The sequence below is a fragment of the Pseudoalteromonas sp. SG43-3 genome (assembly GCF_014164385.1).
GTDB lineage: Bacteria > Pseudomonadota > Gammaproteobacteria > Enterobacterales > Alteromonadaceae > Pseudoalteromonas > Pseudoalteromonas distincta.
On the sequence record NZ_JACJFC010000059.1, the window covers coordinates 1 to 1,383 of the forward strand.

General features: G+C 34.3%; 1 protein-coding gene. It reads left to right on the forward strand.

Features of this window, described 5'->3' with window-relative positions; all coding sequences use genetic code 11:
• Positions 1–424: 424 nt before the first annotated feature.
• Positions 425–622, forward strand: a complete 198-nt coding sequence (locus H5157_RS20545) for a hypothetical protein (RefSeq protein WP_002963063.1) — start codon at positions 425–427, stop codon at positions 620–622.
• The last annotated feature ends 761 nt before the right edge of the window (positions 623–1,383 follow it).

The window sequence follows — 1,383 nt, forward strand, 5'->3', positions numbered from 1 at the left end:
ATTATATAAACGGATATTACAATAATGTTAGACCACATCATTATAATGCTGGTTTAGCGCCGAATGAATCTGAGGTTAGATATCAAGATTCTAAAACTGTGGCCAAAATTAGTTGACCACTACATACACCACATTACGCGCTTGTTGGCCTCATTCTGAGGCGCTATTTTGCAGTTTTTCGTGCCGAAAAATGCGATCTAAAAACCTGTCTTGCAGACAAAAGCCGCCTTCAAATTAAACTTATTAATAAACTTTTTAGATAAAGAGGAGAGGGTTTTTACTAAAAAAATTAAGTGAAAATAGAAGAAAAGTGAATGCCTTATTCAAACTGTTTGTTGCTGAGCTGCGCAGTCAAACAAGTTTGTTTTTTATCACGAAATCATTAAATTTGAAAGCATTAATTAATGATTATTAAGGTTTAAAAATGAAAAACGACGCTAATGATATTGCTATTAATCCAACAACAGGACTACCTATCACAAATGCCAGTACTAATATCGTAGATGTTGGTGGCAATGTGGTGGGCCAGCCAGACAGGGTAATGACTGTTTATGAAATTGAAGAGTCGATAGGTGACTCTATAGAACATGATTCTTTTGATGCTTTTGATGACGGTTTTTAATGTCCAAAATTTTAAAGGCTTTTAGCCAATATCGAATAGAAATTACCTATTCGATTATCGCATTTAGTGGCTCAGCTATATTGTGTTTACAGTTCCAATCCACTGAAAACTTCGCTTGGTTTATCGCTCTAAGTTTTTTTTGCACTAGAATGATAACAGGTATCTATAACTACGAATATTATCGAAAAAGTAACACCCCAAGCATGAAGGTCATGCTTAAGCATCTCCTTATTAAATTTGTATAACCCTTGTTTATTTGTCCTAAACGCAAAGCGCTCTGAGTTAATCAGGGTGCTTTTTAGTTTTATATGTATGTAAGTTACTGACCAGCCAGCCTTTAAGCTAGTTAAAATATTTTAATTCGACAAATATCAACGTATAAATTATGAAATATAAGATATCGGGTTTGGGTTTGTGGGTACCATCACTTAAGCTGATTTTGAGTCACAGATTGAGAATAATAACTACAATTTGAAGCAAAGTAGGGCACAAAAATTGATATTTTTTGATTAGAGCTTAACTTTAAATTTAGAGTAAGAGTATTTTCAGTTAGTGCCAGAGTAGGTCGGATAAGCTAAGAGCCATCAGGCGGAGAAAAACACTTTATCAATTATTATTTTATCGAGTGGCTGGAGAGTGCCATAAGCGGACACTCATAACCTTAGTCACTTGTTAAGTGTTCTTTTCTGGGGCGAAGGTAAATATTATATTTTGTACTACTTTCTTGTCTGCTTCACTTAGGTACGAAATATCAAACGGTT

Bases quoted from the DNA above. Each gene is read 5' to 3' on its own strand.
- H5157_RS20545 (WP_002963063.1), top strand. From the start codon at position 425: ATGAAAAACGACGCTAATGATATTGCTATTAATCCAACAACAGGACTA.